The 24,183-nt window shown below is 70.7% G+C and carries 19 protein-coding genes and 1 riboswitch; of the genes, 7 read left to right on the top strand and 12 right to left on the bottom strand.

Annotated elements, in window-relative coordinates:
- Positions 1-62 precede the first annotated feature (62 nt).
- From OHN74_RS32635 to OHN74_RS32620, 4 genes are all read right to left on the bottom strand, one after another.
- Complete coding sequence (locus OHN74_RS32635; protein WP_327698145.1) at positions 63-713, bottom strand: thymidine kinase; 651 nt, start codon at positions 711-713, stop codon at positions 63-65.
- Between the two features lie 87 nt (positions 714-800).
- A complete protein-coding gene (locus OHN74_RS32630) occupies positions 801-1,991 on the bottom strand; it encodes an alkaline phosphatase family protein (protein ID WP_327698144.1) in 1,191 nt (396 codons plus the stop codon).
- Positions 1,991-2,578, bottom strand: coding sequence for a DUF5998 family protein (locus OHN74_RS32625; protein WP_327698143.1), 588 nt, complete (start codon positions 2,576-2,578; stop codon positions 1,991-1,993). Before OHN74_RS32625 ends, OHN74_RS32630 begins: the two co-directional genes overlap by 1 nt.
- A gap of 40 nt (positions 2,579-2,618) precedes the next feature.
- The gene (locus OHN74_RS32620; protein WP_327698142.1) at positions 2,619-5,492 is read right to left on the bottom strand and encodes a bifunctional acetate--CoA ligase family protein/GNAT family N-acetyltransferase; all 2,874 of its coding nucleotides are present in this window, start codon (positions 5,490-5,492) and stop codon (positions 2,619-2,621) included.
- A 179-nt stretch (positions 5,493-5,671) separates the two neighbouring features.
- Between OHN74_RS32620 and OHN74_RS32615 the strand changes: the two genes are divergently transcribed.
- Positions 5,672-5,953, top strand: coding sequence for an HPr family phosphocarrier protein (locus tag OHN74_RS32615; protein ID WP_327698141.1), 282 nt, complete (start codon positions 5,672-5,674; stop codon positions 5,951-5,953).
- A gap of 172 nt (positions 5,954-6,125) precedes the next feature.
- On the opposite strand, the gene OHN74_RS32610 is transcribed toward OHN74_RS32615, so the two are convergent.
- The 4 genes from OHN74_RS32610 to OHN74_RS32595 form a co-directional block, all read right to left on the bottom strand.
- A complete protein-coding gene (locus OHN74_RS32610; RefSeq protein ID WP_327698140.1) occupies positions 6,126-6,821 on the bottom strand; it encodes a GntR family transcriptional regulator in 696 nt (231 codons plus the stop codon).
- 188 nt (positions 6,822-7,009) lie between these two features.
- Positions 7,010-7,783, bottom strand: a complete 774-nt coding sequence (locus OHN74_RS32605) for a M23 family metallopeptidase (RefSeq protein ID WP_327698139.1) — start codon at positions 7,781-7,783, stop codon at positions 7,010-7,012.
- 13 nt (positions 7,784-7,796) lie between these two features.
- A riboswitch (cyclic di-AMP (ydaO/yuaA leader) is annotated at positions 7,797-7,964 on the bottom strand.
- A gap of 214 nt (positions 7,965-8,178) precedes the next feature.
- Entirely contained in the window at positions 8,179-9,567 is a 1,389-nt protein-coding gene (locus OHN74_RS32600; protein ID WP_327698138.1) for a M16 family metallopeptidase, read from the bottom strand.
- Positions 9,564-10,958: a M16 family metallopeptidase gene (locus tag OHN74_RS32595; RefSeq protein WP_327698137.1), complete on the bottom strand. Its 1,395-nt coding sequence runs from the start codon at positions 10,956-10,958 to the stop codon at positions 9,564-9,566. Before OHN74_RS32595 ends, OHN74_RS32600 begins: the two co-directional genes overlap by 4 nt.
- Before the next feature lie 269 nt (positions 10,959-11,227).
- Between OHN74_RS32595 and OHN74_RS32590 the strand changes: the two genes are divergently transcribed.
- On the top strand, positions 11,228-13,684 hold the full coding sequence (locus tag OHN74_RS32590; RefSeq protein WP_327698136.1) for a DNA gyrase/topoisomerase IV subunit A: 2,457 nt from the start codon (positions 11,228-11,230) through the stop codon (positions 13,682-13,684).
- A 1-nt stretch (position 13,685) separates the two neighbouring features.
- On the opposite strand, the gene OHN74_RS32585 is transcribed toward OHN74_RS32590, so the two are convergent.
- Together OHN74_RS32585 and OHN74_RS32580 are read right to left on the bottom strand one after the other, a co-directional pair.
- The gene (locus OHN74_RS32585) at positions 13,686-14,777 is read right to left on the bottom strand and encodes a CobW family GTP-binding protein (RefSeq protein WP_327698135.1); all 1,092 of its coding nucleotides are present in this window, start codon (positions 14,775-14,777) and stop codon (positions 13,686-13,688) included.
- Positions 14,778-14,943: 166 nt separating this feature from the next.
- Positions 14,944-16,119, bottom strand: a complete 1,176-nt coding sequence (locus OHN74_RS32580) for a citrate synthase/methylcitrate synthase (protein WP_327698134.1) — start codon at positions 16,117-16,119, stop codon at positions 14,944-14,946.
- Positions 16,120-16,217: 98 nt separating this feature from the next.
- On the opposite strand from OHN74_RS32580, the gene OHN74_RS32575 reads away from it, so the two are divergent.
- From OHN74_RS32575 to OHN74_RS32555, 5 genes are all read left to right on the top strand, one after another.
- Complete coding sequence (locus OHN74_RS32575; RefSeq protein ID WP_327698133.1) at positions 16,218-17,474, top strand: citrate synthase family protein; 1,257 nt, start codon at positions 16,218-16,220, stop codon at positions 17,472-17,474.
- A gap of 74 nt (positions 17,475-17,548) precedes the next feature.
- Complete coding sequence (locus OHN74_RS32570) at positions 17,549-18,487, top strand: sucrase ferredoxin (protein WP_327698132.1); 939 nt, start codon at positions 17,549-17,551, stop codon at positions 18,485-18,487.
- 135 nt (positions 18,488-18,622) lie between these two features.
- Positions 18,623-20,368, top strand: a complete 1,746-nt coding sequence (locus OHN74_RS32565; RefSeq protein WP_327698131.1) for a sensor histidine kinase — start codon at positions 18,623-18,625, stop codon at positions 20,366-20,368.
- On the top strand, positions 20,365-21,045 hold the full coding sequence (locus tag OHN74_RS32560) for a response regulator (protein ID WP_327698130.1): 681 nt from the start codon (positions 20,365-20,367) through the stop codon (positions 21,043-21,045). Before OHN74_RS32565 ends, OHN74_RS32560 begins: the two co-directional genes overlap by 4 nt.
- A gap of 213 nt (positions 21,046-21,258) precedes the next feature.
- Positions 21,259-21,951 (top strand): response regulator, encoded by a 693-nt coding sequence (locus OHN74_RS32555; RefSeq protein ID WP_327698129.1) that lies wholly within the window; start codon positions 21,259-21,261, stop codon positions 21,949-21,951.
- Between the two features lie 58 nt (positions 21,952-22,009).
- Here the strand turns inward: OHN74_RS32555 and OHN74_RS32550 are convergent, their stop codons facing one another.
- Both OHN74_RS32550 and OHN74_RS32545 read right to left on the bottom strand, forming a co-directional pair.
- The gene (locus tag OHN74_RS32550; RefSeq protein ID WP_327698128.1) at positions 22,010-23,602 is read right to left on the bottom strand and encodes a solute symporter family protein; all 1,593 of its coding nucleotides are present in this window, start codon (positions 23,600-23,602) and stop codon (positions 22,010-22,012) included.
- Complete coding sequence (locus OHN74_RS32545; RefSeq protein ID WP_327698127.1) at positions 23,599-24,165, bottom strand: DUF485 domain-containing protein; 567 nt, start codon at positions 24,163-24,165, stop codon at positions 23,599-23,601. The genes OHN74_RS32550 and OHN74_RS32545 overlap by 4 nt, the downstream gene beginning before the upstream one ends.
- Between the last annotated feature and the right edge of the window lie 18 nt (positions 24,166-24,183).

The following is a 24,183-nucleotide window of genomic DNA, read 5'->3' as shown; positions in this document are numbered from 1 at the left end:
GATACGTTATTGTGACCTTCATCGTATCGAGAACGGCCGGAAAGCACCGCCGAGGAGAACGATCAGGCCGAATTGACCGGCAGGACGTCCGGAGAGATCACGGAGGCGTGCGCGGAGGCGCTCGTCATACGGCGCCGGTGATGGCGTCGGCACAGCACCTCGTAGCCGATCTCCTCGGCCGGCCGGTTCACATCACCCACGACGACCTGCTCACCCTCCACGACCATCACGCCCCCCACGGTGCGCGCGTTGTGCGTGGCCCGTGCCCCGCACCAGCACATCGCCTCCACCTGGAGGGTCTCGATCCGGTCCGCCAGCTCGATCAGCCGCTGGGAGCCAGGGAAGAGCTTCGTGCGGAAGTCGGTGGTGATGCCGAACGCGAAGACGTCCAGGCCGAGGTCGTCGACCACCCGCGCCAACTGGTCGATCTGCTGCGGCGCGAGGAACTGCGCCTCGTCCACGATCACGTAGTCGACCTTGCCGCCCCTGGACATCTGGTCCACCAGATAGGCGTGCAGATCCATACCCACGGCCGCCTCGACCGCCTCCGTCACCAGACCCAGCCGCGAGGAGAGCTTGCCCTCGCCCGCCCGGTCGTCGCGCGTGAAGATCACGCCCTGGAGCCCCCGTGCGGACCGGTTGTGCCCGATCTGGAGCGCCAGCGTCGACTTCCCGCAGTCCATCGTTCCGGAGAAGAACACCAGCTCGGGCATGGGAGGTCGAGCACCTTTCGGCGAGATACGCGCAGGACAGGAGGACGGCGGGAAGGCTGGGCAGGGGCTGTCGGGCAGGGACGGGCCTCAGGAGCGTACTTGCAGGAGCGGGACCAGCTGTTCCGCAGGGGTCATCGAGCCGTGGTTGCCGACCATCGCCGACTCCCTCGGCTCCCGCTCGGAGGCGACGATCAGGACGTCGTCCCGGGCCGCCGCCACCACGTCGCCGATCCGCCCGTACACCCGTTCCTCGACCGTCGGTCCGAACCAGCCCGCCGCGATCGCCTCGTCGCGCGAGGCCACCCAGAACTGCTCGCCGAGCACCTCACGCCAGCAGGTCAGTACGTCGGCCTCGGCTCCCGGCACCGCGTACACGTGCCGTGCGCGGCCCTCGCCGCCCAACAACGCCACGCCGGCGCGCAGTTCCCAGTCCTCGTCGAAGTCGATGCGGTGCTGCTCGTCGAACGGGATGTCGATCATGCCGTGGTCGGCGGTGACGTACAGCGCGGTGCGCGGCGGGAGTTGTTCGGCCAGCCGCTGGACGAGCCGGTCGACGTACATGAGCTGACCGCGCCAGGCGTCCGAGTCGACGCCGAAGCGATGGCCCTTGCCGTCCACCTCCGCGTAGTACGTGTAGACCAGCGAGCGGTCGCCCGCGGCCAGTTGCTCGGCCGCGAGGTCCATCCGGTCCTCACCCGCGAGCTTCCCACGGAACGTCCCACCGCTGAGCGCGATCTTCGTCAGCGGGGTGTTCTCGAAGGTCGGCGAGGAGACCTGGGCCGTGTGCACCCCGGCCGCGTCCGCCAGCTGGAACACCGTGGGGTACGGCTGCCACGCGCGCGGGTCCGTCCACGGCTGCCAGCGCAGCTGGTTCATCAGCTCGCCGGTGGCCGGATCGCGCACGGTGTAGCCGGGCAGGCCGTGCGCGCCCGGCGGCAGCCCGGTGCCCACGGAGGCGAGGGAGGTCGCGGTGGTCGCCGGGTAGCCGGTGGTGATCGGGCGGCCCGTGCCACCGCGCGAGCTGCTCATGAGCGAGCTCATGAAGGGAGCCTCGTCCGGGTGGTCCCGGAGTTGCTCCCAGCCCAGTCCGTCGATCAGGAACACGCAGTTCCGGTCGGCGGGCGCCAGTTCCGGGATAGCCGCGGACATACCCGGTACGTCCATGCCGGCGGCCAGGGTGGGCAGCAGGTCGGCGAGCGAGCCGGTGCCGTAGTGCGGGACGGGGGCGGAGGACACGGCGAGCGGTTCCGGGTAGTCCCAGGCGGTCGGCTGCGCCATCAGCGGGGGACGTCCGCGGTCGCCTCCGAGAGGGCCTGGGCGAAGACGAGGGCCTGGCGGACGGTCTCCGGGCCGTCACCGGCCTCGCTGACGCGCAGGCTCAGGTCGTCCGCCGTCGAACTGCCGGTGTAGCCGTGGTCCGCCTCGCAGTTGGGGTCGCCACAGGCGGCGGGCTCCAGGTCGATGCGGGAGACGGCGCCCCAGCCGATGGTCAGGACGACCTCTCGGGGCAGCGTGCCCGGCGCGTACGACTCCGGGTTGGCGACGACCCTGCTGACGACGACGGACGAGATCCGGCCCAGCTTCACGGATTCCGTGGACGTGGTGGCGTACGGCGTCGGGGACGTGGTGTCCTCGGCCTGCTCGTCGGTGTGGCTGACGATGAAACGGTTGCCCGTGAGGACGAGCACGGTCACGTGCCGACGCACCTCGTTCGCGTCGAATGTCGTCTCCTGGTGGACCAGGTACGACCGGATGGAGTCGCCGCCGATCGCGGCCTCCACCGCCTCGGCCACGAGGGCCGGGTAGTAGCCGCTGCGCTCGATCGCCGCTCGCAGCCCCTGGGTCGACGTACTGGTCTTGGCCATGTGCCCATCCTACGGGGGCCCACTGGCTGCGAGGCACCGCTCAGTACACAGGAAGTGTCCTGGGACCCAGGTCGTCACGGACGGGCGGCGGCGCCAGCCGCACCGACGCCCCGAGCACGCTCAGGCCGTGCTGCGCGACGACCACCGGCTCCAGGGACACCGCGATGACCTCGGGATGATCGTCGACGAGCCGCGACACCCTGAGCAGCAGTTCCTCCAGCGCCCCGGTGTCGACCGGCGCCGAGCCGCGCCAGCCGAAGAGGAGCGGCGCCGTCCGGATCGAGCGGATCAGCGAGGCCGCGTCGCGGTCGGTGACCGGTACGAGCCGGTGCGCGATGTCCCCGAGCAGCTGCGAGGCGGGCCCGGCGAGCCCGAAGGAGAGCACCGCGCCGGCCGCCGGGTCGATCACCGCCCGTACGACGGTGTCGACCCCCCTCGGTGCCATCCCCTGCACCACGGGCCGCACCTGATCCGGGTTCCCGAAGAGGCCGGTCAGTTCGGCGTACGCCCGCCGCAGTTGCTCCTCGTCCGCGAGATCCAGGCGTACGCCGCCCAGGTCGGCGCGGTGCCGCAGGTGGGGGGCGGTGGCCTTGAGAGCCACGGGGTAGCCGATGGCCCGCGCGGCGGTCACGGCGCTCTCGGGGCTCGGGGCGGGCAGGGCCCTGCGCACCGGGATGCCGTACGTCCCGAGCAGCTCGCACGTCTCGTCCGTACCGAGGGTGAGCCCCTGGCCACGCGCGAGGAGTCCGCCGATCAGCTCGGCGGCCCGCTTCTCGTCGATGTCCGCGTCGATGGACTCGGGCACCTTGCCTGGCTCGGCGGCCTCCCGCCGCCACTGCGCGTACTTCACGGCTTCCCCGAGGGCCCGCACGGCGCGCTCGGCGGCGGGGTAGGCGGGGATCAGCCGGGAGCAGGATTCGGGGGCGGGCGGGGGCGGGGATGTCTGCGTCCGGGACACCGGCGCGGGGGACTGCCGTTCCGCCCCCGCGTCCGGCAGGCGTTCCGCCGCTGCGGTGCCGGTTGCCGGTGAACCTGCCCGTGGGGCGGTACTGGCCGCGGCCGACAGTGCCTCGGCCAGTCCCCCGAGCTCCACATGGACCACCAGCACCGGCTTCCCGGGAACCTCCGCCGCGGCCGATCTCAGGGCCTCGGCCAATGCGGCGTCGCCGAGGGAACCCTCCCCCACCGTGGGGATCGCGGTGACGACGACCGCGTCGCATCCCTCGTCCGCCAGCGCCCGGGACAGCGCCCGGTGGAAGTCCTCGGGCGACGCCCCCGTGGTCAGGTCCAGCGGCGCCGACGGCCGCAACCCCTCGGAGAGGCACGCGTCGTACGTCAGCAGCCCCAGCGACTCCGAGTTCCCCAGGATCGCCACCCTCGGCCCGGCGGGCAGTGGCTGGCGTGCCAGCAGCAGCCCCGCGTCGACCAGTTCGGTGATCGTGTCCACCCGGATCACCCCGGCCTGCCGCAGCAGCTCGGACACCGTCGCGTGCGGCAACCGCGTGGCCCGTACCGCATGCCCCTGGGGAGCGGCACCGCCATGCCGCGTCCCCTGTACGACGACCAGCGGCTTCGCCGCCGCCGTGCGCCGCGCGAGGCGCGTGAACTTGCGCGGGTTGCCGATGGATTCGAGGTACATGAGGACGACGTCGGTGTCCGGGTCGTCGTACCAGTACTGGAGTACGTCGTTGCCGGACACGTCGGCGCGGTTGCCGGACGAGACGAAGGTCGACACCCCGGTGACCCCGGTGACACCTCCTCCGCGCCGGTGCAGCCGGGACAGCAGCGCGATTCCGATGGCCCCGGACTGCGCGAACAGCCCGATCCGCCCAGGCCTCGGCATCTCCGGGGCGAGCGACGCGTTCAGCCGGACGTCCTCCGCCGTGTTGATGACACCGAAGGCGTTGGGGCCGATGATGCGCATCCCGTACGTGCGCGCGTGCCGCACCAGTTCGCGCTGCCGTTCCCGTCCCTCGGGGCCGCTCTCGGCGTAACCGGCGGAGACCACGACGAGTCCCTGCACGCCGTGCTCACCGCACTCGGCGACGACCTCGGGGACGTACTCGGCCGGGACGGCGACGACCGCGAGGTCGACGGGGCCCCCGATGTCGCCGACCGATCGGTACGCCGGTACTCCGTCGATGTCCTTCTGCTCCTCCGGGAAGGCGCTGTTGACCGCGTACAGGTCACCGGTGAAACCGGCGTCCCTGATGTGGTCGAGGACGCTGCGGCCGACTCCGCCGGGGGCACGGCCGACGCCGATGACGGCCACGGCGCCCGGGGCGAGCAGCCGCCGGACGGAACGCGCCTCGGCCCGCTGCTCCCGCGCGCGCTGGACGGCGAGTGAGCGGTCGGTGGGCTCCAGGTCGAACTCCAGGCGTACGACACCGTCCTCGAAGCTGCGCTTCTGGGTGTACCCGGCGTCCGTGAACACCTTGATCATCTTGCTGTTGGCCGGCAGCACCTCGGCGGCGAAGCGGCGGATGTCGCGCTCGCGGGCGACAGCCGCGATGTGTTCGAGGAGGGCGGAGGCGACACCACGTCCCTGGTGCGCGTCCTGCACCAGGAAGGCGACCTCGGCCTCGCCGGCGGGACCGGAGGCGGGCAGTCCCTCGGCGTCAATACGGTCGTAGCGTACGGTGGCGATGAACTCGCCGCCGACCGTGGCCGCGAGCCCCACCCGGTCCACGAAGTCGTGGTGGGTGAAGCGGTGGACGTCCTTTGCGGACAGGCGCGGATAGGGCGCGAAGAAGCGGTAGTACTTCGACTCGTCCGACACCTGCTCGTAGAAGCTGACCAGCCGGTCGGCGTCGTCCGCCGTGATGGGCCGGACACGGGCGGTGCCGCCGTCGCGCAGCACGACGTCCGCCTCCCAGTGGGCGGGGTACTCGTGCCGGTCCGCCGAGTTCTGCATGCGCCCCAGAGTACGGCTCGCGTCCGACAACGTCGCGAGGCAGTCTGTGGGGGACCGAAGTCGGGCCCAGGCCGGGGTTCGAACGCGGTTCCGGGACGGGTTTGGGCCCGCCTCCCGGCACGCTTCACGCTATGGAACAATGGTCTAGACAACCCTGAGACAGTGAAGGGCAGCATCACATGGCTGAGCGCCGCGTCAACGTCGGCTGGGCGGAGGGCCTCCACGCCCGCCCCGCCTCCATCTTCGTCCGTGCGGCCACGGCCGCCGGCGTCCCCATGACGATCGCCAAGGCCGACGGCAATCCCGTCAACGCGGCCTCCATGCTGGCGGTCCTCGGCCTGGGCGCCCAGGGCGGCGAGGAGATCGTCCTCGCCTCCGAGGCGGAGGGCGCCGAAGCCGCGCTCGACCGCCTGGCGAAGCTGGTGGCCGAGGGGCTCGAGGAACTTCCCGAGACCGTCTGAGGAAGCCTGAAGGGTCCTCGATCGACGGTGGCGGCAGATGCCACCGCAAAAGCATCATCCGCACACGACGAAGGGCCCGCCCGAATATCGGGCGGGCCCTTCGTAATTCCCGATCGCAGGCAGCAGAAATAATCCCCCGCGAATTCAACCCTCTTTGTATACGGCGCCCGTGTTAATGACGCAGGCCCGTCATGTTTACGGGATGTTGCGAAGTCCTCACACGATCCGGCCGCTCCCCGGCGCCCGGAAATCGAAGTCGGTGCACGACGGTCGCCCGCTCGGTGTGCAGCGCCGTGATCGCCCGCGCCCGCTCACCGTCACCGCGCGCCACCGCGTCCACGATCGCCCCGTGCTCCGCCCAGGAGTCGACGGGACTGGCCGGCGCCTCCACCGCGTACATCCAGGCGATCTTGTGCCGGAGCTGGGTGAGCGTCGAGGTCAGGGCGTGGCTTCCGGAAGCCTGGGCGAGCGTCTCGTGGAACCAGCCCCCCAGGGAGCGCAGATCCTCGCTGTTCCCCCGCCTGGCCCGCTCCTGCCCCAGCCGGACCAGGCCGCGCAGCACCTTGAGGTGGGCCTCGGTGCGCCGCTGGGCGGCCCGGGAGGCGCCCAGCGGCTCCAGGAGCATGCGCATCTCCAGCAGGTCGGAGGCCTCCTGCTCGGTGGGCTCGGCCACGCACGCGCCCGCGTGCCGCCGGGTCACCACGAAGCCCTCGGCCTCCAGCGTGCGCAGGGCCTCGCGGACGGGGACGCGCGAGACGCCGTACCGGCGCGCGAGCAGTTCCTCGGTGAGCCGGCTGCCGCGCTCGTAGACACCGGCGACGATGTCGTCCCGGATCGCCGTGCATACCGAGTGCGCCGGAATACGCATGTCCGACCTCCGCTTTAATCCCCGTGAAACGTCGACGATTGACGTGTGTTGAGTGACTCTATTGCAGAGAACCGGAATTTCCGACGGCAGGCCGGAATCGATGGATATTTTTTGGACACACACCCCTGTGAAACGCCGAAAGCCCCGGCTCGGTGAGCCGGGGCCACGACAAGTGGTGCGCGGGGTCGTCAGACGTTCACGCCGTGCGAGCGGAGGTAGGCGACAGGGTTGATGTCCGAGCCGTACTCCGGGGTCGTGCGTGCCTCGAAGTGGAGATGCGCACCGGTGACGTTGCCGGTGGCTCCGGAGAGGCCTATCTGCTGACCCGGGGTGACCGTCTGACCGACGGAGACGTTGATGGACGACAGATGACCGTACTGAGTGTACGTACCATCAATCATCTTGATCACGATGTTGTTGCCGTAGGACCCGCCCCAACCGGCCTCGACGACGGTGCCGGAGCCAACCGCTTGGACGGTGGTGCCGGACGCCGCATGGAAGTCGACGCCGGTGTGGCTGCCGGAGGACCAGATGGCGCCGCCGGTCTTGTAGCCCGTGGAGATGTACGAGCCGGCGATCGGGGCGACATAGCTGGTGAGGCGCTTGCGCTCGGCCTCGCGAGCGGCGCGGGCCTTCGCCTCGCGTGCCTCCTTGACCCGCTCCTCCGCCTCCTTGCGCGCGGCGGCCTCGGCCCGCTTCTCGGCGGCGGCCTTCTCGGCGGCCTGTTCCTGGGCGGCGGCCTGCGCGTCGATCTGTTCGGCGAGCGACTCGCCGATGGAGATCACCGGGGTGAGGCCGGTCTGCTCGACGGTGGACTCCGCGGCGAGCGCCGGAGCGGCGAGGGAGCCGACGACGCCGGTGGTCGCGAGGGCGGCCACGCCGGCTGCTCGGACGGTCGTACGGGTGACAAGGCTGGGGCGGCTGGGACGACGGTGCTTCCCGGTGGCGCGGGTGAACGCCATGTAGTTGTGGGTCCTTTCCTTCCTTCTCGCCTACCGGGTTAGCTGACGGGTTCGGAGCAGGAAGGTCTCCTACGGACACCCTCGCGGCACGCGCGGGCATCCGATTCACCCCAGGGACTGCACATGGTGGGTCCCCGGCTCCCCTGGCTCGCGCCGTACGGGGACTCGGCGATGACTGTCCGGTGCCGCGGCTGCGGCTCGGTGCATGACGGACAGCCGGACAGACGCTAAACGGGACATCTTTCAATCAACAAACCGATCACGGGTTTTGTAGCGCATGCCACAGTGCAGACGGTCCACCTCTCCATCAATACGGACAACTTGCGCATCAAAATGGACAAAGGGGCCCCGGTGACGCTTTCGGCACCGGGGCCCCTTTCGTGTACGCCGTGCCGCTACTCGGCGGGGACGACGGTCACTTCGCCGATACCGAGGGCCCGGACAGGCTCCTCGATCGTCGCCGCGTCGCCGACGAGGACCGTCACCAGGCGGTCCACCGGGAAGGCGTTCACGGCCGCCGCGGTGGCCTCCACGGTGCCGGTCGCGGCGAGCTGCCGGTACAGCGTCGCCTGGTAGTCGTCGGGCAGGTGCTGCTCGACCTGGTCGGCCAGTGTGCTCGCCACGGCCGCCGCGGTCTCGTACTTGAGCGGGGCGACGCCGACCAGGTTCTGCACCGCGACATCGCGCTCGGCGTCGGTGAGCCCTTCCGCCGCGAGGGTGCGGAGCACCTTCCAGAGGTCCTCGAGAGCGGGACCGGTGTTGGGAGTGTCGAAGGAGCCGCTGATGGCGAGCAGCGCGGCACCGGTACCGTCCGGAGCCGAGCGCAGGACCTGGCCGAACGCCCGCACACCGTAGGTGTAGCCCTTCTCCTCGCGCAGGACACGGTCCAGGCGGGAGGTGAGGGTGCCGCCGAGGCAGTACGTGCCGAGGACCTGGGCGGCCCAGACGCGGTCGTGCCGGTCGGCGCCGATGCGGCCGATGAGCAGTTGGGTCTGCACGGCGCCGGGGCGGTCCACGATGACGACCCGGCCGGTGTCGTCGGCGGTCACCGGCGGCACGGGCCGCGGCTCGGCCGACGAGCCCGTCCAGGCCCCCAGGGTGTCACCGAGCAGCGCGTCCAGGTCGACGCCGGTGAGGTCGCCGACGACCACGGCGGTGGCCGTGGCGGGCCGGACGTGCCTCTCGTAGAAGGCGCGTACGGCGGCCGCGTCGATCTTCGCGACCGTCTCCTCGGTGCCCTGGCGCGGACGGGACATGCGCGAGGCCGCCGGGAACAGCTCCTTGTACAGCTGCTTGGCGGAGCGACGGGCCGGGTTGGCCGTCTCGTGCGGGATCTCGTCGAGCCGGTTGCGCACCAGCCGTTCGATCTCGCTGTCCGAGAACGCGGGCGCCCTGAGGGCGTCGGCCAGCAGACCGAGCGCCTTGGGGAGCCGCGACACGGGCACTTCGAGGCTGAGGCGCACGCACGGGTGGTCGGCGTGCGCGTCGAGGGTGGCGCCGCAGCGCTCCAGCTCGGCGGCGAACTCCTCGGCGGAGTGCTTGTCGGTGCCTTCGGAGAAGGCCCGGGCCATGATCGTGGCCACTCCGTCGAGACCGGCCGGCTCGGCTTCCAGGGGGGCGTCGACGAGTACCTCGACGGCGACGACCTGCTGGCCGGGGCGGTGGCAGCGCAGGACGGTCAGACCGTTGCCGAGCGTGCCCCGGCCGGGGGCCGGGAAGGCCCAGGGCCTGGCCTCGCCCGCCTGGGGCTGGGGGTGGAACTCCATCGTGGCGAGCTCGGTCACTTGGCCGCCTCCTCGTCGGTGTCGGTGGCTTCGATCGTGGCCTCGGCCTCGGGGTCCTGCGGCGGATCAGCGTCCTCGGCGGTCTCTCCGGAGACCGGCTCGTAGACGAGCACCGCGCGGTTGTCGGGGCGCAGCCGGTCCTTGGCGGCCTGCTGGACCTCCTCGGCCGTCACGTCGAGCACGCGCTGCACGGCGGTCAGGGCGAGCTGCGGGTCGCCGAACAGCACCGCGAAACGGCACAGTTCGTCGGCGCGGCCCGCGACCGTACCGAGCCGGTCCAGCCACTCGCGCTCCAACTGGGCCTGGGCGCGCTCCATTTCCTCGGCCGTGGGGCCCTCCGCGGCGAACCGGGCGAGCTCCTCGTCGACGGCGGCCTCGATGACCGGCACCTCGACGTCCGCGGAGGTCTTCACGTCCAGCCATCCCAGGGAGGGCGCTCCGGCCAGCCGCAGCAGGCCGAAGCCGGCCGCCACCGCCGTACGGTCCCGCCGTACGAGCCGGTTGTAGAGACGGGAGGACTCACCGCCGCCGAGGACGGTGAGCGCCAGGTCGGCCGCGTCGCACGCGCGCGTGCCGTCCTCCGGGAGCCGGTAGGCGGCCATCAACGCGCGCGCGGGGACCTCCTCCACGACGACCTCGCGCAGTTCCTCGCCGATGACGTCGGGGAGGGCGCCTGAGCGCGGCGCGGGCTTGCCGTCGTGCCCGGCGATGGATCCGAAGTACTTCTCGACCCAGGCGAGCGTCTCCTCGGGGTCGATGTCCCCGACGACCGACAGGACGGCGTTGTTGGGCGCGTAGTACGTGCGGAAGAACGCGCGCGCGTCCTCCAGCGTCGCCGCGTCCAGGTCGGCCATCGAGCCGATCGGCGTGTGGTGGTAGGGGTGGCCCTCCGGGTACGCGAGGGCGGTCAGCTTCTCGAACGCCGTGCCGTAGGGGACGTTGTCGTAGCGCTGTCGGCGCTCGTTCTTGACGACGTCCCGCTGGTTCTCCATGGACTCGTCGTCGAGGGCCGCGAGCAGCGAGCCCATGCGGTCGGCCTCCAGCCAGAGCGCGAGCTCCAGTTGGTGGGTGGGCATGGTCTCGAAGTAGTTGGTGCGCTCGAAGCTGGTGGTGCCGTTGAGCGAGCCGCCCGCGCCCTGGACCAGTTCGAAGTGGCCGTTGCCCTTCACCTGGCCCGAACCCTGGAACATCAGGTGCTCGAAGAGGTGAGCCAGGCCGGTACGCCCCTTGACCTCGTGGCGCGACCCGACGTCGTACCAGAGGCACACCGCTGCGACCGGGGTCAGGTGGTCCTCGGAGAGCACCACGCGCAGCCCGTTGGCGAGGCGGTGCTCGGTCGCTGTCAGGCCGCCGGAGCCTGCCTCGGCTGTGGCCGTGTGACCCATGGGCATGTACGTCCCTTCGATCGCGGATGCGGTTGTTGCAACCGCTGAGTTCCTGCCGGTCCTGCCACTGTATGCAAGCGTGTGGAGTGCTGGCGAAGTTCCCGGCGGACGTACGCCGACAGCGAGATTCCTCGGGTTCCAGGCGGTACGTTTCAGCATCAGCGGCCGTCGCCGAACACCGCCGCAGGCATGGGCCTTGGTCCGCGTTGTCAGTGCGGCAGTCCACAATGGTCCGCGTCAGATCCCGTTCATGTCTCAGCAAGGAGCCGGCAGCGATGGCCCGCCGCACCACGAAGACCCCGCCGCCCGATGACTTCGAGGAGCGGATCCTCGACATCGACGTCGTCGACGAGATGCAGGGCTCCTTCCTCGAGTACGCGTACTCGGTCATCTACTCCCGAGCCCTGCCCGACGCCCGCGACGGCCTCAAACCCGTACACCGTCGCATCGTGTACCAGATGAACGAGATGGGCCTGCGCCCCGACCGCGGCTATGTGAAGTGCGCCCGCGTCGTCGGCGAGGTGATGGGTAAGCTGCACCCGCACGGCGACTCGTCGATCTACGACGCCCTGGTGCGTCTCGCCCAGCCGTTCTCCATGCGCGTGCCGCTGGTCGACGGTCACGGCAACTTCGGTTCTCTGGGCAACGACGACCCGCCGGCCGCCATGCGGTACACCGAGGCGCGCATGGCCGACGCCACGTCCCTGATGACGGAGTCGATCGAAGAGGACACCGTCGACTTCGCCCCCAACTACGACGGCCAGGAGCAGGAACCGGTGGCGCTGCCCGCCGCCTTCCCGAACCTGCTGGTCAACGGCGCGTCGGGCATCGCCGTCGGTATGGCCACCAACATGCCGCCGCACAACCTCGGCGAGGTCATCTCGGCCGCCCGGCACCTCATCCGCTACCCGGCCGCCGACCTCGACACCCTGATGCGGCACGTCCCGGGCCCCGACCTGCCCACCGGTGGCCGGATCGTCGGCCTCGCCGGGATCAGGGACGCGTACGAGACGGGCCGCGGCACGTTCAAGATCCGCGCCACGGTGTCGGTGGAGAACGTGACGGCGCGCCGCATGGGCCTGGTCGTCACCGAACTGCCCTTCACCGTCGGCCCGGAGAAGGTGATCGCCAAGATCAAGGACCTGGTCGGCTCGAAGAAGCTCCAGGGCATCGCCGACGTCAAGGACCTCACCGACCGCAGCCACGGCCTGCGCCTGGTCATCGAGGTCAAGAACGGCTTCGTGCCGGAAGCCGTCCTGGAACAGCTCTACAAGCTGACGCCGATGGAGGAGTCCTTCGGCATCAACAACGTGGCGCTCGTGGACGGCCAGCCCCTCACCCTGGGGCTCAAGGAGCTCCTGGAGGTCTATCTCGACCACCGCTTCGAGGTCGTACGGCGCCGCTCGGAGTTCCGCCGCAGCAAGCGCCGCGACCGGCTGCACCTGGTCGAGGGCCTGCTCACCGCGCTGGTGGACATCGACGAGGTCATCCGGCTGATCCGCTCCAGCGACAACTCCGCGCAGGCGAAGGAACGCCTGATGGAGCGGTTCTCCCTCTCGGAGATCCAGACGCAGTACATCCTGGACACCCCGCTGCGCCGGCTGACCCGGTTCGACCGTATCGAGCTGGAGTCCGAGAAGGAGCGGCTGGCCGCGGAGATCGCGGAGCTGACCCGGATCCTGGAGTCGGACGCGGAGCTGCGCAAGCTGGTCTCGACCGAACTGGCCGCGGTGGCCAAGAAGTTCGGCACCGAGCGGCGTACGGTCCTGCTGGAGTCGGCCGGCGCCGCCCCTGCGGCCGGTGTCCCGCTCCAGGTGGCCGACGACCCGTGCCGGGTCCTGCTCTCCTCGACGGACCTGCTGGCTCGTACGGCGAACGGTGAGCCGTTCCCGGCCGACGAGGACGGCAGGCGGGCGAAGCACGACCTGATCGTCTCCGCGGTCCCGGCGACGGCACGGGGCGAGGTGGGCGCGGTGACGTCGGCGGGCCGCCTGCTGCGTATCAACGTCATCGATCTCCCCCGGCTCCCCGACACGATGGCTGCGCCCAACCTCTCGGGCGGGGCCCCGCTGTCGGAGTTCCTCACCCTGGAGGACGGCGAGACGGTGGTCTGCCTGACGACGCTCGACGAGTCGTCCCCGGGCCTCGCGATCGGCACGGAGCAGGGCGTCGTCAAGCGTGTGGTCCCCGACTATCCCTCCAACAAGGGGGAGTTGGAGGTCATCACGCTCAAGGACGGCGACCGGATCGTCGGCGCGGCGGAGCTGCGCACCGGTGAGGAGGACCTGGTCTTCATCACGGACGACGCCCAGCTGCTGCGCTTCCAGGCCGCTCACGTCCGCCCTCAGGGCCGCCCGGCCGGGGGCATGGCAGGCATCAAGCTCACGGACGGCGCCAAGGTGATCTCGTTCACGGCGGTGGATCCGGCGGTGGACGCGGTCGTCTTCACGGTCGCCGGCTCGCGGGGCACGCTGGACGACTCCGTCCAGACGACGGCGAAGCTGACCCCCTTCGACCAGTACCCGCGCAAGGGTCGCGCCACGGGCGGCGTCCGCTGCCAGCGGTTCCTGAAGGGCGAGGACTGTCTGTCCCTGGCCTGGGCGGGCCCGACACCGGCGCGGGCGTCCCAGAAGAACGGCACCCCGGCCGAACTCCCGGAGATGGACCCGCGCCGCGACGGCTCGGGCGTGTCCCTGCCGAGGACGGTGGGTGTGGTGACGGGCCCGGTGTAGGTCAGCCGACCTCTCCGTAGCCCTCCGGCCCCTGCTCCTGTACGTACCTGAGGACGCCCCACATGCTGTGCTCGTCGGCGTGTGGGGCGTCGTCCGTACAGGCCTCCAGGTCCTTGCCCAGGGCGGCCAGGTGGATGCCGGACCCGATGAGGACGAGGCGGCTGAGCCGCTCCTCACCGTCGGCCCAGCGCTCGGGATAGAACCGCAGGAACCGCCCGACGGCATGCACGGCGTACCGGTTGCCCGGGTCGTGCGGGCCGAAGTCGACGTATCCCTTGATGCGGTAGAGCCCTTCGGGCCGACTGTCGAGGAACTCCATCAGCCGACGCGGGTGGAGGGGGGTCGAGGAGCTGAAGGAGAGACTGTCGTAGGCGGCGTGCAGATGCGCGGAGTGGTCCCCCTCGCTCTCCTCCTCGCCGTCCTCCTCGTGTTTGTGCAGGTCGTCGAAGGACAGCTGCCCGATGCGCTCCTGGTTCGGCCGGCAGTCGAAGAGGAACTCGGGGTCCACGCGCCCGTAGTCGGCGGGGACGACAGCGGCACCGTCGACCAGCCCGCGAACCGTCCCCAGGACCCGCTCACCGGCGTCCGCGACCCGCCCGACCTTGTTGACGACGACGAGATCGGCGAGGGCGAGATGCCGGTCGACCTCTGGGTGCTTCGCCCGTGTGTCGTCGAACTCGACGGCATCGACGACCTCGACCAGCCCCCCGTACACGACTCGGGGATTCTCGCTGGCGAGCACCATCCGAACGAGTTCCTGCGGCTCGGCGAGTCCACTCGCCTCGATGACGATGACGTCGATCCGGGCCGAGGGTTGAGTGAGTCGATCAAGATAGACATCGAGCTCGCTCGCATCGACAGCGCAGCACAGACATCCGTTGCCCAGCGACACCGTGGAGTCCCCCAGTGCCCCCGCGACGGCCATGGCGTCGATCTCGATGGCCCCGAAGTCATTGACGATGGCCCCGATACGGCTGCCACCACTGCGGTGGAGGAGGTGGTTGAGGAGAGTGGTCTTGCCGGAACCGAGGAAACCGGTGAGGACGATGACGGGGATCTGCCGAGGGCTCTGGCTCGGACCCGGCTGACTCAATCTGCGACCTCTCTCACGCCGACGCGCACACCGGCTCAGGGCCGTGCGCACATCCGGGGAACGAATGCCGCCCCAGGATAGAGCCGGAGGAATCGTCGCTGATTGAACGGCCGTCGGCAGCCGGTGCGGGACACCCGTGTGTCGGGCCGCCCGTGGTCATCCGGTCTCAGAGCATCAACGGCACCGCCACCGGCGGTACGGGCCCCACATATCGCGCCGCCGGCCGAATGATCTTCGAGTCCTCCGCCTGCTCCAGGATGTTGGCGCTCCAACCCACCACACGGGCCGCCGCGAACGTCGGTGTGAACATCTCCCGCGGCAGGCCGCACAGTTCCATGACCACACCCGCGTAGAACTCGACGTTCGTGTGCAGTTCGCGGCCCGGCTTCAGTTCGGCCAGGATCGCCTCCACCCGTCGTTCGACCTCGACCGCCAGATCGACCAGCGGGCCGCCGAACCGCTCGGCGATGCCCCGGAGCATGCGGGAGCGGGGGTCCTCCGTGCGGTAGACCGGGTGGCCGAAGCCCATGATGCGGTCACCGGCGAGTACGCGTTCGCGGATCCAGGTGTCGATGCGGTCCTTCGTCCCGATCGCGTCCAGGGTGTCCAGCGCGCGGCTCGGGGCGCCGCCGTGCAAGGGACCAGAGAGGGCTCCCACCGCTCCCACCAGACAGGCGGCCACGTCCGCGCCTGTCGACGCGATGACCCGCGCCGTGAAGGTTGATGCATTGAATCCGTGATCAATGGTTGAGATCAAGTATTGCTCGATCGCCCTGGCGTGCAGTGGTTCCGGCTCCGACCCCGTCAACATGTACAGGTAGTTGGCCGCATACGGGAGGTCGTCCCGCGGCTCCACCGGGTCGAGACCCCGGCCCAGCCGGTACAGCGCCGTCAGGACGGTCGGCACGGCCGCCGAGGCGACCAGGGCGTCCGCGCGCCGCTCCTCCGCGTCGATGTCGTACACAGGGCGGAAGCCCTTCGCCGCACCGAGCAGCGACAGTGCCGTACGCATACCGGCCAGCGGCCCGGACCTGCCGGTCGCCGCCGCGATCGACGGCAGCGCCGCCCGCACTTCGTCGGGCAGCCGCCGCAGCGCCGCGGTCCGCGCGGTGAAGGCGGCGAGACGGCCCGCGTCCGGCAGCTCACCATGGACCAGGAGGTGCCAGACGTCCTCGAAGCCGCGGGTCTGCGCGAGTTCGACGGCGGAGTACTGACGGTAGTGGTAAAACCCCTCGCGCCCCCTGACGTCACCAATTCGGGTGTCGGTGACGACGACGCCTGCGAGCCCTCGCGGTACGTCGACAGCGGCGGGAACAGCTGTTGTGGCCCGATTGTTCGGCATGTTTCCTCCCTGAACTTGATTCGACTGTCCATGATTGACTGAAACGATGTCAATATTGATTGAATCAATGCATAGTCCATACGGATACGGTGACCCCCATGCGCGATCAGGAACCCGCCCCCGACCACACCAGCCGTCGGCTGAGCACCAAGGAGACCGCCGAGCTGCTCGGCGTGAAGCCCGAGACCGTGTACGCGTACGTGAGTCGCGGCCAGCTCAGCAGCCGACGCGACCCCGGAGGCCGAGGCAGCACCTTCGACGTCTCGGAGGTGGAGGCGCTCGCGCGCCGCAACAAGCGGGACAGCGGCGGGAGTTCGGCCTCCGGCAACGAGTTGTCCGTACGGACCGGGCTCACGCTCATCGACAAGGACCGCTACTACTTCCGTGGCGTCGACGCCACCGAGCTGGCCGCACGCCACTCCTACGAAGAAGTCGCCGAATGGCTGTGGACCGGCACCCTGCGCCCCGGAGCCACCTTCACCGCGCCGAAGGCCTCCGTCGCCGCCGCCCGCCGCTCCGTCAACGCGCTGCCGGAGCACAGCGACCCCGTCGACCGGCTCCGGGTCGCCGCCATCGCCGCGGCAGCGGTCGATCCGCTCCGCTTCGACCTCTCCGAGGACACCGTCCTGGGCACCGCCCGCATCCTCATCCCCACTCTCGTGACCGCCCTTCCGCCATGCGCGCCCGGCCACCGCGACGAGGGCCCACTGGCCCACCGTCTCTGGGCCCGGCTCAGCGTCCGGATCGCCGACGAGGCGTCACTGCGCGTCCTGGACACGGCACTCGGCCTCCTCGTCGACCACGACCTGGCCGCCTCGACCCTCGCCGTACGCGTCGCCGCGTCCGCCCGCGCGCACCCCTACGCGGCCGTCTCGGCCGGACTCGGCGTCCTCGAAGGCCCGCTCCACGGCGCCGCCAGCGGCCTGGCACACCGGATGCTCCTCGACGTGCTCGACGAGGGCGATGCGGCTCCCGTGGTCGCGGACGAGCTGCGCGCGGGCCGCCGCGTCCCCGGGCTCGGCCACCGGCTCTACCCCGGCGAGGATCCACGCGCGCGTGCCCTGTTCGCTCTCCTCGACGAGATGCCGCAGGCGGCGCCCGCCCTCGCCGCGGCCCGGGACGTCGTGACGACCGCCGCCCGTCACACGCCGCTGCACGCCAATGTGGACCTTGCCCTGGCCGTGTTCACCGTCGCCTGCGGCATGGGGGCGTCGGCAGGCGAGACGATCTTCGCCGTCGCCCGCACCGCGGGCTGGATCGCACACGCCCTGGAGGAGTACGGCGAGCGTCCGCTGCGGATGCGCCCGTCCGGAACCTACGTGGGTGAGCGCCCTCCGCAACCGCTCCCGAAGTAGCCCGACAGCGTCGGAACCACCCGTTCCGCGCAGCTGGAAGTCGTCTCGCTCCAAGTCAGGTTAGGCTCACCTCTGTGAGTAGGTGCGCAACCGTCTCCCGGGACCTCGACGAGCCCATCGCGGGAACCGCGGCGACCGCGAGGACGTGGCTGCTGCTGGAACAGCCGGGCCCCTGGGGTGCCCAGGCGCTCACCATGAGCCACCTGGACCCCTCACTCGGCCGCGCCCTGGAGAAGGCCGCGGAGGGCACCGGCGTACGGATCGCGCTGATCCGCCGCCCCGGCCGCCACGCCGACTTCGGTACACCCGCCGCACGACAGGTGTACGCGGCCCACACCACGCCGGGGAACGTCTGGCTGCACGGCGCCACGACCCGCGACCCCGGGCAGCTGCTCGACCTCGACTTCGCCGCGCTCGGCAAGGGCGCCCCGCAGACCTTCGACGCCGCACTCCAGGGGCGCGCCCACACCGGGGACCCCCTGGCGCTCGTCTGCACCAACGGCAAGCGCGACCGCTGCTGCGCGTTGCTCGGCCGCCCTCTCGCCGCCGAACTGGCATCCTCCGGAGTGGAGGGCGCCTGGGAGGTCACGCACCTCGGCGGCCACCGCTTCTCGCCGACGCTGCTCGTCCTGCCGTACGGATACGCGTACGGCCGCGCCCAGGCCCCGCACGTCAAGGAGGTCCTCCAGGGTGTGCGCGAAGGGCGTGTCGTCGTGGAGGGCTGCCGCGGCGGCTCCGCCTGGGAGCGCCCCGGACAGGCCGCGGAACTGGCCGTCCGCTCGGCGGCGCGCGAATACGCGGCGGACGCGCTGAGTGTCGTACGGACGGACGGCTCGGCACCGTACTGGGAGGTGACCGTCGCCCACACGGACGGACGCAGGTGGAGCGTCGCAGTGACCCAGGGTGCCTCGCTGCCGCCCCGCGCGGAGAGCTGCGGATCGGCGTTGGGCTCGCCGGCGCGGATGGACGTGGTGGCAGTGCGCGAACTGGCGTCCACGGCTCCGACGCGCTGACCGCACTCGGCGTCGTCCCGCACGGCCGGCGGTCCACCCGGCAAGCACCCCGTCACGCCGGTCCACACATTGATCAAGGGATCCACTTCGCACCCCACTACGGCACAGGCCGCTCGTCCCCGTACCGTCATGGGTATGAGCCCCACTCCCCCTGTTCGCCGCCTGCGCCTGGGTCTGCCGCGGCGGATGTTCTCGCAGGTGCTGCTGATGCAGGTGGCGATCGCCGCGGGAGTCGCGGTGCTCGCGACCGGTTTGTTCCTCGCGCCGCTCAGCGACCAGCTGGACGACCAGGCCATGCGCCGGGCGCTGGCAATCGCGCAGACCACCGCGGCCCAGCCGCAGATCGCCGAGGACCTGCAGGGGAGCAGTCCGTCGGCCGACGGGCCGGTGCAGACCGAGGCGGAGCGGATCCGTAAGGCCAGCGGGGCCGAGTACGTCGTGGTGATGGACATGCGAGGCGTGCGCTGGTCGCACACGGATCCGAAGGAGATCGGCCGCGTCGTCTCCACCGACCCCCGCCAGGCCCTGGCGGGCAAGGAGGTCATGGAGATCGACAGCGGCACCCTGGGCCGCTCGGCCCGCGGCAAAGTTCCGCTGCGTGACACCGACGGCAAGGTTGTCGGGGCGGTCTCGGTCGGCATCGAGTACGACAGCGTGCGCGCTCTGCTGTTCCACGCGATTCCGGGACTGCTCGCCTACGCCGGCGGTGCCATGGCTGTGGGAGCCCTGGCCGCCTGGCTGATCTCACGGAGGGTGCAGCGACAGACCCGGGACCTGGCCTTCTCCGACATCGCGGCGCTGCTCGCGGAACGCGAGGCGGTGCTGCACGGCATCCGCGAGGGTGTCGTCGCCCTGGACCGGTCGGGCCGCGTCCGGCTCCTCAACGACGAGGCACAGCGCCTGCTGGGTATCGGCGAGGAGGCTGTCGGCCGCTCCCTGGACGAGGCGCTCGGCTCCGGACGTACGACCGACGTGCTGGCCGGACGTGTGACCGGAACCGATCTGCTCACCGTGCGCGGACAGCGTGTCCTGGTCGCCAACCGCATGCCCACCGACGACGGCGGCGCCGTCGCCACCCTGCGCGACCGCACCGAACTGGAACAGCTCGGCCGCGAACTCGACTCCACGCACGGCCTGCTCGACGCCCTGCGCGCCCAGGACCACGAACACGCCAACCGCATGCACACGCTCCTGGGGCTGCTCGAACTGGAGATGTACGACGACGCCGCGGAGTTCATCGGCGAGGTGGTGGGCGATCACCGGGCCACCGCGGAGCAGATCGCCGAGAAGATCCGCGATCCGCTGCTCGCCGCGCTGCTGGTCGGCAAGGCCACCGTGGCGGCGGAGCGCGGTGTCGCCCTGTGGGTCTCGGACCGGACGCTGCTCCCGGACCGGCTGGTCGATCCCAGGGGGCTGGTCACCGTCGTCGGCAACCTGGTCGACAACGCGCTGGACGCCGTCGCCGGCACGGTGCACGCGCGCGTGGAGGTCGAACTGCGCGCGGAGGGCCGGACCGCGGTCCTCCGGGTGCGCGACACGGGGCCCGGAATCCCGGCGGAACAGCGCGAGTTGATCTTCACGGAGGGGTGGTCCACGAAGAAACCCCCGGCACACGGCAAGCGCGGAATCGGGCTCCCCCTGGTACGCCGGCTCGCGGAGCGGCAGGGTGGCAGCGCGCGCGTGGACGAGGCCGAGGGCGGGGGCGCGGAGTTCACCGTCGTACTGCCGGAAGCCCTCGTGGAGCCGGACCCGGCGGCGGAAACCCGGCACAGTCGCGTCCCGGAGACGGAACACACGCGTGTCCCGGACACGGAGCCGTCACCGGCGCCGGCCACCACCACGACCACCGGCGCCACCGCCGCACAGGAGGAGTCGAGATGATCGAGGTCCTGGTCGTGGACGACGACATCCGGGTGGCGCGCGTCAACGCCGCCTATGTGGAGAAGGTGCCCGGCTTCCATGTCGCGGGAGCGGCGCACAGCGCGGCCGAGGCACTGCGGCAGTTGGAAGCACTGCCTCACCTCGACCTCGTCCTCATGGACCACTACCTGCCCGACGGCACGGGCCTCTCGGTCGTCCAGGAGATGCGCCGACGCGGCCACGAGACCGACGTGATCATGGTGACGGCGGCCCGGGACGTGTCGACCGTACAGGCGGCGATGCGCCAGGGAGCATTGCAGTATCTGGTCAAGCCGTTCGCGTTCGCGGGGCTGCGCGCCAAGCTGGAGGCGTACGCGGAGCTGCGCCGCACCCTCGACGGCGGCGGCGAGGCCGAACAGGCCGAGGTGGACCGGATCTTCGGCGCCCTGTCCTCCGGGCCCGAGCCCGAACTGCCCAAGGGGCACTCCCCCACCACCGCGGAGCTCGTGCGCCGAGCCTTGGTGAACGCCGAAGGCCCCCTCTCCGCCCAGGAGATCGCCGAACGGACAGGGGTGAGCCGCCAGACCGCCCAACGCTATCTGAAGCTGCTGGAGCGCACGGGACGGGCCAGGCTGACCCTCAAGTACGGTGACGCGGGCCGTCCTGAGCACCGTTATGTGTGGGCGACCCGTCCCTGAGAACGAGCCCGGCGGAGTTGTGAAGATCTTGCTCGCGCCTCGCTGTTCGATGGCGGGAGACATGGCGCATGCCACAACATCGGACTTCGGGGCGCAAGCCGTTCTTCTGCTTGCGAAAATCTGTTCTGCTCGTTCCGTGCGCCGAAGCTGCGGAGCCGCAACACGGGTTCACCGCACGGGCCGACCGCTCGTCGGCCCTGAGGGAGAGGCTCGATGATTGACGTCCTGGTAGTGGACGACGACCTCCGTGTCGCAGAGATCAACGCCAGGTACGTGGGCAGGGTTCCCGGATTCAGGGTCGCCGCCCGCGCGCACACCGCGGCCCAGGCCCTGGCAGCCGTGCAGCAGGGCACCATCGACCTGGTCCTGCTCGACCACTACCTGCCCGACCAGACGGGACTGGAACTCGTTCACCGCATGCGGGAGCAGGGCCACTGCACCGACGTCATCATGATCACGGCGGCGAGCGACGTGGTGACCGTCCAGGCCGCGATGCGCGTGGGCGCGCTGCACTATCTGGTCAAGCCGTTCACCTTCGCCGCGTTGCGCACCCGTCTGGACTCCTACGCCGCCCTGCGCCGCACCGTCGACCATGTCGGGGACCGGAGCCACACCGGCCAGGAACAGGTCGACCGGATCTTCGGTGCCCTGCGCACGCCGCCCGCCCCCTCGTCCCCCGGCCTTCCGAGCGGCCACTCGGAACCGACCACGGACCTCATCTGCGGCGTGCTCCACCGCGCCGGCCACCCGCTCTCCGCTCACGAGGTGGCCGTCGAGACGGGCCTGAGCCGCTCCACGGCCCAGCGCTACCTCCGCCATCTGGAACAGGCGGGCCGCCTCCGCCTCTCCCTCAAGTACGGCGACACGGGCCGCCCCGAACACCGGTACGCATGGGTGGCCCCCTGAGTCGCTTCCCTGCCCATCACTGTCGTACGACGTCGTACGGCAGTGAGATCGCCGCCCGCTAGACAGCTCCCGCCCCCGTGAGTGACCGCACCTCGGTCTCCGCGTGCTTGGCCTCGTCCGGATCCTCCGCCGAGGTCACGGTGCCGAGCCAGCCCGCGATGAATCCCAGCGGGATCGAGACGAGGCCCGGGTTCTGCAACGGGAAGTACTGGAAGTCCACTCCCGGGAACAGCGATTCGGGGCTGCCCGACACCACGGGCGACAGCAGTACGAGGACGACTGACGGAATCAGCCCGCCGTACACCGACCACACCGCACCCCGGGTGGTGAAGCCGCCCCAGAACAACGAGTAGAGCAGCACCGGCAGGTTCGCGGACGCCGCGACGGCGAAGGCGAGGCCCACCAGGAAGGCGACATTGAGGTCACGGGCCAGGAGTCCGAGGGCGATCGCGACCACGCCGATGCCGACCGCGGCAGTGCGGGCCACGGCCACCTCACTGCGCGGCTTGGCTCGCGGGCGACGCAGCGACGCGTACAGGTCGTGGGCCACCGACGCCGAGGACGCGAGGGTGATACCTGCGACCACCGCGAGAATCGTTGCGAAGGCGATGGCGGCGACGATCGCGAACAGAACCGTTCCGCCTGTGGAGTCCGCTCCGCCGCCCAGATCGAGGGCCAGCAGGGGGACCGCCGTGTTCCCGGCCGCGTTCGAACCGCGGACGGCCTTCGGTCCGACGATCGCCGCCGCGCCGAAGCCGAGGACGATCGTCATCAGATAGAAGCCGCCGATGAGTCCGATCGACCAGACGACCGATCGGCGCGCGGCCCTGGCGGTCGGCACAGTGTAGAAGCGGGAGAGGATGTGCGGCAGCCCGGCCGTACCCAGTACGAGGGCGAGCCCCAGGCTCATGAAGTCGAAGCGCGAGGTCCAGTCACCGCCGTACCTCAGCCCCGGGGCGAGGAACGCGTCACCGTGACCACTGCGCTCGGCCGCCGTGCGCAGCAGCTGGTCGAAGTCGCCGTGGAACCGCAGCAGCACCAGCACGGTCAGCGTGATCGCCCCGCCCATGAGCAGGACCGCCTTGACGATCTGGATCCAGGTGGTGGCCCGCATCCCTCCCAACGACACATAGATCACCATGAGCGCGCCGACCGCGATCACCGTCCAGGACTGCGCCGCCTCGCTCGTCCCGCCCAGCAGCAGCGCGACCAGGCTGCCCGCCCCCACCATTTGCGCCACCAAATACAGAACGGACACAGTGACCGAGGAAGTTCCCGCGGCGATCCGCACCGGCCGCTCACGCATCCGCGACGCGACGACATCGGCCAGGGTGAACCGCCCGCAGTTGCGCACCAGTTCGGCGACCAGGAACAGCACGACGAGCCACGCCACCAGGAATCCCACCGAGTACAGCAGCCCGTCGTAGCCGAAGAGCGCGATGAGGCCGGAGATGCCGAGGAAGGACGCGGCCGACATGTAGTCGCCCGCGATGGCAAAACCATTCTCCATCGGGGAGAAGAGCCGGCCGCCCGCGTAGAACTCCTCCGCCGAGCCCTGCCGGTGCCGGCTCACCCACGTGGTGATGGCCAGCGTGACGGCCACGAAGGCGCTGAACAGCACCAGCGCCAGCATCTGATGGTTGCCGGTCACGATCCACCACCTCTGAGGCCACGCGTCAGTTCCTGGGTGTCCCAGCGCAGATCGAGCGCGGCCCGGTCCCTGCGCAGCCGTGCGTGTCGCGCGTACGCCCAGGTGAACAGGAACGTCGTGAGGAACTGTCCGAGTCCCGCCAACATCGCCACGTTCACCGCGCCCACCACGGGCCGGGCCATGAATCCGGGCGCAGTGGTCGCGGTCACCACGTAACCCACGTACCAGGAGAAGAAGATGGCGACACCGGGGATCACGAACCTCCTGTACCGACTGCGCACCTCCTGGAAGGCCGCGCTGCGCTGCACCTCCAGATAGACGTCGGCCGCGCCACCGCCCCGGCTCTCCTGCTCCTGGCGCGCGGGCGGTACAAGGGGGGTGGGCGCACCCGTGCCGTCCAACTCACCCCAGCCGGAGGCGAGTGCGTCGTACCAGGGGTCGTCGAACCGGGTGTCCCCGCCCACCCCCGCGTGGGTCGGGACGGTGTCACGACCTTCGTGGGTCTCGGCCGAACTCTCAGGGCCGCCCCCGCGTCTGTTGGGGCGACCGGTGCTTGACTGCATGCCCAAGGATGGACAGAA

This window comes from Streptomyces sp. NBC_00459, assembly GCF_036013955.1.
GTDB lineage: Bacteria > Actinomycetota > Actinomycetes > Streptomycetales > Streptomycetaceae > Streptomyces.
The sequence above is the reverse complement of the archived record's forward strand: the minus strand, read 5'-3'. Positions and strand labels throughout refer to the sequence as shown.

What these genes read in the sequence shown, in the direction of transcription:
- OHN74_RS32635 (WP_327698145.1), bottom strand. Translation starts at nt 713, where the DNA reads ATGCCCGAGCTGGTGTTCTTCTCCGGAACGATGGACTGCGGGAAGTCG.
- OHN74_RS32630 (WP_327698144.1), bottom strand. Translation starts at nt 1,991, where the DNA reads ATGGCGCAGCCGACCGCCTGGGACTACCCGGAACCGCTCGCCGTGTCC.
- OHN74_RS32625 (WP_327698143.1), bottom strand. Translation starts at nt 2,578, where the DNA reads ATGGCCAAGACCAGTACGTCGACCCAGGGGCTGCGAGCGGCGATCGAG.
- OHN74_RS32620 (WP_327698142.1), bottom strand. Translation starts at nt 5,492, where the DNA reads ATGCAGAACTCGGCGGACCGGCACGAGTACCCCGCCCACTGGGAGGCG.
- OHN74_RS32615 (WP_327698141.1), top strand. Translation starts at nt 5,672, where the DNA reads ATGGCTGAGCGCCGCGTCAACGTCGGCTGGGCGGAGGGCCTCCACGCC.
- OHN74_RS32610 (WP_327698140.1), bottom strand. Translation starts at nt 6,821, where the DNA reads ATGCGTATTCCGGCGCACTCGGTATGCACGGCGATCCGGGACGACATC.
- OHN74_RS32605 (WP_327698139.1), bottom strand. Translation starts at nt 7,783, where the DNA reads ATGGCGTTCACCCGCGCCACCGGGAAGCACCGTCGTCCCAGCCGCCCC.
- OHN74_RS32595 (WP_327698137.1), bottom strand. Translation starts at nt 10,958, where the DNA reads ATGCCCATGGGTCACACGGCCACAGCCGAGGCAGGCTCCGGCGGCCTG.
- OHN74_RS32590 (WP_327698136.1), top strand. Translation starts at nt 11,228, where the DNA reads ATGGCCCGCCGCACCACGAAGACCCCGCCGCCCGATGACTTCGAGGAG.
- OHN74_RS32580 (WP_327698134.1), bottom strand. Translation starts at nt 16,119, where the DNA reads ATGCCGAACAATCGGGCCACAACAGCTGTTCCCGCCGCTGTCGACGTA.
- OHN74_RS32575 (WP_327698133.1), top strand. Translation starts at nt 16,218, where the DNA reads ATGCGCGATCAGGAACCCGCCCCCGACCACACCAGCCGTCGGCTGAGC.
- OHN74_RS32565 (WP_327698131.1), top strand. Translation starts at nt 18,623, where the DNA reads ATGAGCCCCACTCCCCCTGTTCGCCGCCTGCGCCTGGGTCTGCCGCGG.
- OHN74_RS32560 (WP_327698130.1), top strand. Translation starts at nt 20,365, where the DNA reads ATGATCGAGGTCCTGGTCGTGGACGACGACATCCGGGTGGCGCGCGTC.
- OHN74_RS32555 (WP_327698129.1), top strand. Translation starts at nt 21,259, where the DNA reads ATGATTGACGTCCTGGTAGTGGACGACGACCTCCGTGTCGCAGAGATC.
- OHN74_RS32545 (WP_327698127.1), bottom strand. Translation starts at nt 24,165, where the DNA reads ATGCAGTCAAGCACCGGTCGCCCCAACAGACGCGGGGGCGGCCCTGAG.